The organism is Streptomyces sp. NPDC005485 (assembly GCF_040606085.1).
In the GTDB taxonomy this organism is placed as follows: domain Bacteria; phylum Actinomycetota; class Actinomycetes; order Streptomycetales; family Streptomycetaceae; genus Streptomyces.
Genome location: NZ_JBEXDZ010000257.1, coordinates 1 through 8,629, shown reverse-complemented (window position 1 = coordinate 8,629; position 8,629 = coordinate 1). Strand labels below are relative to the sequence as shown.

Genomic DNA, 8,629 nt, shown 5'->3' with positions numbered 1-8,629 from the left:
GACGAGCGCACCGGCGTCATGTCCGATCCGGTGCGGCTCGCCTCGAAGGACCTGCACCACGCGCCCAACTACGCGCGCGCGCCGAGCTGCCGGGTGCCGACGCGCAGCCGCGGCCGAGCTGGAGCGACGACAACGCGCTGCCGCCCGTGCCGCGTGCCTCTCTCGACACGCCTCGCGGTCACGAGGAGCCCGACGCCACCTCACGGCTGCCGCGGATCGACGACCGGCAGGGCCCGGGCGCCACGTCCGAGTTCGCCCGCCCGGACTTCGACGCCCCGCGTCCGCCGCAGAACGCACCGCACAACTCCGGGAACAACCCTGGGCAGAACAACGGCCAGAACACCGGCCAGTTCGTCCGTCCGGATCTCTTCGGCCCCTCTTCCACTCCGGCGAGCCAGGACCCGTCCTCCACGGGACAGTTCGCGATGCCCGGCTACGGCGCCTCCCAGGACCCGTCGTCCACCGGCCAGTTCGCCCGGCCCGGTTACGGCAACGGCCAGGACCCGTCCTCCACCGGCCAGTTCGAGCGTCCGCAGGTCAACGGCGCACGGGACGGAGCCGACTTCGGCGCCCCCCGGCCGCCGTCCCCGCAGCGTCCGCAGGCGCCGCAGCAGCGGCCCACGCGTCCGCAGGAGCCCGAGGCACTGCCGCCGGCGGGCCCCGGCGACGGGCGTACGCCGCTGTACGACACCCTGGAGACGAACTGGTTCCACGGCCAGAACGGTCAGGGCGGTCAGCCGGGCCAGAACGGCCAGGCTCAGCACGGCCAGAGCAACGGCAGCCAGGGCAACGGCGGCCGGGACAACGGCGCGCAGGGCTCCGGTCAGGCTCCCCAGCAGTCGGCGCCCCCGGTAGCTCCCCAGCGGCCGGCGGCCGCACCGGCAGCCGCCCCCGGCGCCGGTCCTGGTTCTTCCTCCTGGCGCACCTCGCCCAACGACGATCTCGTCCGACAGGCCGAGCGCGTCCGTCAGCCGTCGGCGGGCGGAGTCACCACCTCCGGCCTGCCGCGCCGAGTCCCGCGAGCCAACCTGGTCGCCGGCACGGCTCAGCAGCAACAGCACCAACCCGGTCCGCAGGTCTCGCGTGCGCCTGATGACGTACGCGGCCGGCTGACCAATCTCCGTCGGGGCATCCAGCAGGGTCGCCAGGCCGGTACCGGCCAGACCGGCAGCTTCCCCAGCCCCACTCACCAGCAGGAGCGTTAGTTGAGCCAGATGAGCCAGGCGGCACAGAACCTGAACTGGTTGATCACCAACTTCGTGGACAACACCCCCGGGGTGTCGCACACGGTGGTGGTCTCCGCCGACGGACTCCTTCTGGCTATGTCCGAAGGTTTCCCCCGTGACCGCGCCGACCAGCTCGCCGCCGTCGCCTCCGGTCTGACCTCGCTGACGGCCGGGGCCTCCCGGATCTTCGAGGGCGGCACGGTCGCGCAGACGGTCGTCGAGATGGAGCGCGGCTTTCTCTTCCTGATGTCCGTCTCGGACGGATCGTCCCTCGCGGTCCTCTCCCACCCGGAGTGCGACATCGGCCTTGTCGGCTATGAGATGGCACTGCTCGTCGACCGCGCGGGCGCAGTGCTCACGCCGGACCTGCGCGCCGAACTACAGGGAAGTCTGCTCCACTGACGCTCCTGGGTTCTACCCACAGCACGAAATCACCGTCCGGCCGCCACAATCCCCCCACCGGCCTCAACAGACGGCACGACTGACCGACTTGCTGTCCCGCCCGGAGGATTCATGACCCCGCCCAACGCCTCTCATGATCCGTACGCGCATACGTACGAGGATGAGGGCGACCAGCCGCTGGTACGTCCGTATGCGATGACCGGCGGCCGGACCCGGCCGCGATACCAGCTCGCCATAGAGGCGCTGATCAGCACCACGGCCGACCCGGCCCAGCTGATGGGGTTGCTCCCCGAGCACCAGCGCATCTGCCATCTCTGCCGCGAAGTGAAGTCGGTCGCGGAGGTGTCGGCCCTCCTGTCCATGCCCCTGGGCGTGGCCAGGATCCTTGTCGCGGACCTCGCCGAGGCCGGACTCGTCGCCATTCACCAGCCTGGCGGCGACGAGAACAACGGCGGTGCACCGGACGTGACACTGCTCGAAAGGGTGCTCAGTGGACTTCGCAAGCTCTGACGGAGGTCGGGCGACCACCTCCGCGAAGATCGTGGTGGCGGGCGGCTTCGGCGTGGGCAAGACCACGTTCGTCGGCGCCGTCTCGGAGATCAACCCGCTGCGCACCGAGGCCGTCATGACGTCCGCTTCCGCGGGCATCGACGACCTCACCCACACCGGAGACAAGACGACGACCACCGTCGCCATGGACTTCGGCCGCATCACCCTCGACCAGGACCTGATCCTGTACCTCTTCGGTACGCCGGGTCAGGACCGCTTCTGGTTCATGTGGGACGACCTGGTCCGCGGCGCCATCGGCGCGGTGGTCCTGGTGGACACCCGGCGTCTGGCCGACTGCTTCCCCGCGGTCGACTACTTCGAGAACTCGGGCCTGCCCTTCGTCATCGCCCTCAACGGCTTCGACGGACACCAGCCGTACAACCCCGAAGAGGTGCGCGAGGCGCTCCAGATCGGTCCGGACGCCCCGATCATCACGACGGATGCCCGGCACCGCGCGGATGCGAAGAGTGCCCTGATCACGCTGGTCGAGCACGCCCTCATGGCTCGTCTGAGATAGCCCGCACCCCGCTCTCGTCCGAGTCGTCAGCCAAGTCGGCAGCGCCATACGGCAGTTGTCGTAGACGCACTGGAGCCGGCTGTGTCGTTTGACACGGTCGGCCACAGTGTTCATAACATTTCGACAGAGAATTTCACTGGCACAGACACGCATCGCGGTCACCCGGTGTCGCTGTGCTCACAAAAGCCCCGCCTTTTGGCGGGGCTCGCTCTTTATGACCGTTTTATCTAGGGCTTACGTCACTCGGAATCCTCGGTTCCGAGTGTTTGGAACGGCGCCGCCTGACGTGCTGGAATGCGCTGAACTGCCCAGTAGCTAGGGCGGCTGATCGGCCCGGAAGACAAGGGCGCTGGCAGACACCGCGGCACAACGTAGGTGCCGACGCCGAGAGGTTGTTGGTCGAGTGAGGCGAAGCAAGAACGGTCCCGAGCCGTCGGCACGGGGCAACTTCACCCCGCCGCCGCGCGGAGCGGCGCCCGCACAGATGCCCGGCCCGGAGCCCATGGCGGCACCCGCGCCCAGCGGCAGCCGTTTCTCCCCGCGCAACTGGCGCGTACCGACCCGGCTGAACGCGATCCTGCTCATACCCGTCGTGGTCGGCCTTGTCATGGGTGGCTTCCAGGTGAAGGGCTCGATCGACACCTGGCAGGAAGCGCAGGACGCGGAGAACACCGCGCGCCTGGTCCGCGCCGCCCTGGACTACGGCGACCGCCTCTACCAGGAGCGCGACATCACCGCCGCTCCCCTGCTGGAGGGCAAGGGCCAGAAGAACGCGACCGTCGTCAAGGCCCGCGCGGCCACGGACGCGGCCGCCGACGCCTTCGACGAAGCCGCCCAGAGCATGCCGGACAAGGCGAACCTGGTGCGGCGTCTCGCCGTCTTCCGCAAGGTCGAGCCCGGCCTCGACACGCTCCGCAAGCGCGCGTACACCAGCGACCTTCCCGGTGTGCAGACCGAAGAGGGCTACGTCGCCATCCAGCACCCGCTGATGGAGTTCTCCAACGAGCTCGGCCTCGGCACCGGAAACATCACCAGCTACGGCCGTACCGTCTACGCGATCTCGCTCGCCAAGGCGGGCCTGTCGCTGGAGCGGTCCATCGGTATGCACCTGCTGACCAAGCCCGGCCCCGGTGAAGGCAGCTTCGCCACCCAGCGCACCGCCCTCGCCTCGTACGCCTACCTCGAGGGCATCGCCATCGAGGAGTACCGCGGCGGTGGCACCCAGGCCGACGCGGACAAGCTCGACGCCGCCGCGCTGAAGATCAAGGAGGACGGCGCCGCCCAGGCCGCGGCCGCCAAGAAGGCCAACCCGTCCTACGTCGCGCCGCCCGCCGACCCGGCCACCATGGTCAAGTACCTCGCGGGCCTCAAGACGACGGCTCCCGCGGACCGCGCCGCGATCGCCACCCTGGGCGTCACCCGTGACAACTGGTGGGCGGTCAACACGGCCAAGTACAACGCCTACCGCCAGATCGAGTCGGATCTCGCCGACAAGGCCGTGACCGAGGCCGCCGGCATCGCCGACGACGCCAAGCAGTCCACCTTCGTCACCGGTGCCGTAGTCGTGGTCGCCCTGCTCGCCGCGTTCATCCTGGCCGGCATGGTCGCCCGCCAGATGAGCCGCGCGATGCGCCAGCTGCGCAACGCGGCCTTCGGCGTGGCCGAGCAGCGTCTGCCGATGCTGGTCGACCAGCTCTCGCGCACCGACCCGGGCCGCGTCGACACCCGCGTGCAGCCCATCCCGATCACCACCACGGACGAGATCGGCGAAGTCGCCCGCGCCTTCGACCAGGTCCACCGTGAGGCCGTACGACTGGCCGCCGAGCAGGCCCTCCTGCGAGGCAACATCAACGCGATCTTCACCAACCTCTCGCGCCGCAACCAGTCGCTGATCGAGGGCCAGCTGACCCTGATCACCGACCTGGAGAACAACGAGGCCGACCCGGACCAGCTGGAGAACCTCTTCCGGCTGGACCACCTCGCGACCCGTATGCGCCGCAACGGCGAGAACCTCCTCGTCCTCGCGGGCGAGGAGCCCGGCCGCCGCTGGGACCAGCCGGTGCCCCTCGTGGACGTGCTGCGTGCCGCCTCCTCCGAGGTGGAGCAGTACGAGCGCATCGAGCTGTCGGGCGTCCCGGAGGCCGAGATCCACGGCCGCGCCGTGACCGACCTCGTGCACCTGCTCGCCGAGCTCCTGGAGAACGCCACCACGTTCTCCTCCCCGCAGACCAAGGTCCGCGTCACCGCGACCCGGCTGCCCGACGGCCGCATCATGGTCGAGATCCACGACAAGGGCATCGGCCTCACCGCCGAGGATTTCGCGGACATCAACCACAAGCTGGCCAACCCGCCGACCGTGGACGCCGCGATCTCGCAGCGCATGGGTCTGTTCGTGGTCGGCCGCCTGTCGGACCGGCACGGCATCCGCGTCCAGCTGCGCCCCTCGGGCGAGCAGGCCGGTACGACGTCGCTCGTCATGCTCCCCGACGCCATCACCCACGGTGGCGGCGGCGGCGAGATCCAGCGCGACGACTTCACCGTCTCGCAGATCGTCCCGGAACCGCAGCAGCCGGCCTTCCAGGCCGAGAACTTCACGTCCCAGCAGCCGATGCGCACGGCCGCCGAACTCGGCTTCGACGACAGCCGCTACGAGGTCCCGGACGACATCCGTGAGCTGGACCCCGTGGGCCGCTCGCTGATGCGCGAGGAGCGCCGCCAGGCCCTGGAGGCCCAGGCAGGCCCCCAGCAGGAGGCCCTGGAGGCCCCCGGCGGCTACCGCGACGACTTCGGGGCGCAGCAGCAGCCCGCGTACGACGACGGCCAGGGCACCTACTCCGAGCAGCCTGCGGCGTACGACCAGCAGACGGCGTACGAGGAGCCCCGGCAGCCGTCGTACGACGAGACGTACTTCCCGTCCAACGGCGGCTACCCGGAGCCCGGTTATGCGGAGCCGGTCCAGGAGGAGCCCGCCTCGGCGCAGGGTGCCGCCTCGGAGACGTATCCGGGCTTCGAAGAGCCGTCCTACCAGGACGACTGGCCGCAGCAGGACACGTACCAGACGCCGTACCGGTCCGAGTACGCTCCGGAAGCGGAACCCGCGCAGGTCGCTGACGTGGGTGAGCGGGACCGCGTAGGCTTCGACCGGCCGGGACCCGCTCCCGCCGCCGGCCACACGCTGACCGACGCAGGGCTGCCCCGCCGCGGATCCACCGCGAGCGGCAATGGCTCCGCCGCCGTGAACGGCAACGGCCAGCGGCCCGCGGACCGGGGAGTGCAGACTCCCCCGGCGACCGCGGAGAGCAATGGCAACGGCAGCGGCAGCGACGACTGGCGTTCGTCCAACGACGACCGCTGGCAGCGCGCCGAGCAGCTCAAGAAGCCCAAGGCGGGCGGGGTCACCTCCTCCGGTCTGCCGCGGCGGGTGCCCAAGGCCAACCTGGTCGAGGGAACCGCGGAGTCGACACCCCAGGGGGGCCCACAGGTCTCCCGCGCTCCCGAGGACGTCCGGGGCAGGCTGAGCAACCTGCGTCGCGGCGTGGAGCGGGGACGCAATGCAAGCAGTGACACGAACGGTCAGGGCTTCGGCTCTGACAGCACCTACAACCAGGAGCGTTAGTGTGAGCCCGATGAGCCAGGCGGCACAGAACCTGAACTGGTTGATCACCAACTTCGTGGACAACACCCCCGGGGTGTCCCACACGGTGGTGGTCTCCGCCGACGGACTCCTTCTGGCTATGTCCGAAGGCTTTCCCCGTGACCGCGCCGACCAGCTCGCGGCCGTCGCGTCCGGACTGACCTCGCTGACCGCGGGTGCCTCCCGCATCTTCGAGGGTGGCAGCGTGAATCAGACAGTTGTGGAGATGGAGCGAGGATTCCTCTTCATCATGTCCGTTTCCGACGGTTCCTCGCTCGCAGTCCTTGCACACCCCGAAGCGGACATCGGTCTCATCGGGTACGAGATGGCTCTGTTGGTGGACCGTGCAGGTACGGTCCTCACCCCGGATCTCCGTTCGGAGCTCCAGGGAAGCCTTCTCAACTAACAGACAGACGGTGCGTTTTGGCGTCCCGAGGCCATAAGGTTTCGAGACGCGGACCCACAGTGATGGGTGCACGGCACAGTCGGAGGAGGAGAAAGTGGCAACACCCCCAGGCGGTTCGTCTTCGGGCAACTGGTCCTATGGCCCCGGCCAGGGCCAGGGTGACGGTTCGCAGAACCCGAACCGGTACAACTTCCCCTCCGCGCCCAGCCACCGCCGCCAGCAGCCGTACGCACCGCAGGGCCCCGGCCCTTCGCCGTACGACCAGCCGCCGGCGCCGCGCATCCAGCCCGTGCAGCCGCAGCGACGCACCCCCGAAGCGTCGCCCGCGGGTTCGGCGAACAACCCTCTGGTGCGCCCGTACGCGATGACCGGCGGCCGCACCAGGCCCCGCTACCAGCTCGCCATCGAGGCGCTGGTGCACACGACCGCACAACCGCACCAGATGCAGGGCCAGTTGCCCGAGCATCAGCGGATCTGCAACCTCTGCCGGGAGATCAAGTCGGTGGCCGAGATCTCGGCCCTGCTGACGATCCCTCTCGGTGTGGCCAGGATTCTCGTCGCCGACTTGGCGGAGGCGGGCCTGGTCGCCATTCATCAGCCCGGCGGCGACGAGAGCGCCGGCGGCCAGCCAGCCGTGACATTGCTCGAAAGGGTGCTCAGTGGACTTCGCAAGCTCTAGCGGAGGGCCTTCCCGCTCCACCACGTCCGCGAAGATCGTGGTGGCGGGCGGCTTCGGCGTGGGCAAGACCACGTTCGTCGGCGCCGTCTCGGAGATCAACCCGCTGCGCACCGAGGCCGTCATGACGTCCGCTTCCGCGGGCATCGACGACCTCACCCACACCGGAGACAAGACGACGACCACCGTCGCCATGGACTTCGGCCGCATCACCCTCGACCAGGACCTGATCCTGTACCTGTTCGGCACCCCCGGTCAGGACCGCTTCTGGTTCATGTGGGACGACCTGGTCCGCGGCGCCATCGGCGCGATCGTCCTGGTGGACACCCGCCGTCTCGCCGACTGCTTCCCCGCGGTCGACTACTTCGAGAACAGCGGGCTGCCGTTCGTCATCGCGCTGAACGGCTTCGACGGCAGCCAGCCTTACAACCCGGACGAGGTCCGTGAAGCCCTCCAGATCGGCCCCGACACCCCGATCATCACGACGGACGCCCGGCACCGCGCCGACGCCAAGTCGGCACTGATCACGCTGGTGGAGCACGCGTTGATGGCGCGTCTGCGCTAGAAGCCGGCCAGGACGAACGGAAGGGGCCCCTCCTGCTCGGAGGGGCCCCTTCCGTCTCAGTTGGTGCCTCAACTGCCCTGTGATCACTCTAGCCACGGCAATCGCTCACTCATACGATCCCTCTTCGAAGGGCGGCTGTTGCGCCGCCCAGGGAGGGGATCACATGAAGCGCGCACTCAGGTCGACGACGACGGTGTTGATGGCCGCCGCGGGAGCGTTCGGCCTTGTGCTCGTCACGAACAGCCCGGCCTTCGCGGCCGATCAGTGGCGAACGGACCTGCTGCAGGACGACGTCTACCTGGACCTGATCCGTGACGGTTCCATGCGTGGCCAGGGCTACTTCAGAGCCGACCCGGTCAACGGAGCTCCCGGTGACTCCTTCTCGGCGTGCGACAGAAACGCCGACGGCAAGGGCATCGAGGTCCATCGGAAGTTCAACGGCTCCACCGCGACGTGGAAGGTCATGGCATCCACCCGGGGCCACAGCGCCGGGTACTGCACTGGGGACATCACGGACAACATGACGGAGAACACGTACCTCGCGGTCCGGTTGTGCATCGTCGAGGGCACGCACCAGACATGCGGGCCGGAGCAGTGGACCATCGCTTAGTCCGGCACGGTGATGAACCGCAAGGGCCCGCCTCCGGTGGAGGC

Annotated in this window: 8 protein-coding genes and 1 pseudogene; all 9 read left to right on the top strand. The window is 69.2% G+C overall.

What is annotated here, in order from left to right:
- Positions 1-1,205 (top strand): annotated as a pseudogene (locus ABZS97_RS42465) (hypothetical protein); the annotation flags it as partial.
- A 9-nt stretch (positions 1,206-1,214) separates the two neighbouring features.
- Positions 1,215-1,628, top strand: coding sequence for a roadblock/LC7 domain-containing protein (locus tag ABZS97_RS42460; protein ID WP_010984127.1), 414 nt, complete (start codon positions 1,215-1,217; stop codon positions 1,626-1,628).
- Between the two features lie 111 nt (positions 1,629-1,739).
- Positions 1,740-2,138, top strand: a complete 399-nt coding sequence (locus tag ABZS97_RS42455; protein ID WP_356148776.1) for a DUF742 domain-containing protein — start codon at positions 1,740-1,742, stop codon at positions 2,136-2,138.
- Positions 2,119-2,694, top strand: a complete 576-nt coding sequence (locus tag ABZS97_RS42450; protein WP_028802395.1) for an ATP/GTP-binding protein — start codon at positions 2,119-2,121, stop codon at positions 2,692-2,694. Before ABZS97_RS42455 ends, ABZS97_RS42450 begins: the two co-directional genes overlap by 20 nt.
- A 403-nt stretch (positions 2,695-3,097) precedes the next feature.
- Complete coding sequence (locus ABZS97_RS42445; RefSeq protein WP_356148773.1) at positions 3,098-6,310, top strand: nitrate- and nitrite sensing domain-containing protein; 3,213 nt, start codon at positions 3,098-3,100, stop codon at positions 6,308-6,310.
- Positions 6,311-6,320: 10 nt separating this feature from the next.
- Positions 6,321-6,734 carry a roadblock/LC7 domain-containing protein gene (locus ABZS97_RS42440; protein ID WP_356148770.1) on the top strand — a complete coding sequence of 138 codons (414 nt, stop codon included), beginning with the start codon at positions 6,321-6,323 and terminating at the stop codon, positions 6,732-6,734.
- 94 nt (positions 6,735-6,828) lie between these two features.
- Positions 6,829-7,413, top strand: coding sequence for a DUF742 domain-containing protein (locus tag ABZS97_RS42435; RefSeq protein ID WP_356148767.1), 585 nt, complete (start codon positions 6,829-6,831; stop codon positions 7,411-7,413).
- Positions 7,394-7,975 (top strand): ATP/GTP-binding protein, encoded by a 582-nt coding sequence (locus ABZS97_RS42430; protein WP_006375305.1) that lies wholly within the window; start codon positions 7,394-7,396, stop codon positions 7,973-7,975. The genes ABZS97_RS42435 and ABZS97_RS42430 overlap by 20 nt, the downstream gene beginning before the upstream one ends.
- A 163-nt stretch (positions 7,976-8,138) precedes the next feature.
- Positions 8,139-8,585 carry a hypothetical protein gene (locus ABZS97_RS42425; RefSeq protein ID WP_356148764.1) on the top strand — a complete coding sequence of 149 codons (447 nt, stop codon included), beginning with the start codon at positions 8,139-8,141 and terminating at the stop codon, positions 8,583-8,585.
- The last annotated feature ends 44 nt before the right edge of the window (positions 8,586-8,629 follow it).

What these genes read in the sequence shown, in the direction of transcription:
- ABZS97_RS42460 (WP_010984127.1), top strand. Translation starts at nt 1,215, where the DNA reads ATGAGCCAGGCGGCACAGAACCTGAACTGGTTGATCACCAACTTCGTG.
- ABZS97_RS42455 (WP_356148776.1), top strand. Translation starts at nt 1,740, where the DNA reads ATGACCCCGCCCAACGCCTCTCATGATCCGTACGCGCATACGTACGAG.
- ABZS97_RS42440 (WP_356148770.1), top strand. Translation starts at nt 6,321, where the DNA reads ATGAGCCAGGCGGCACAGAACCTGAACTGGTTGATCACCAACTTCGTG.
- ABZS97_RS42425 (WP_356148764.1), top strand. Translation starts at nt 8,139, where the DNA reads ATGAAGCGCGCACTCAGGTCGACGACGACGGTGTTGATGGCCGCCGCG.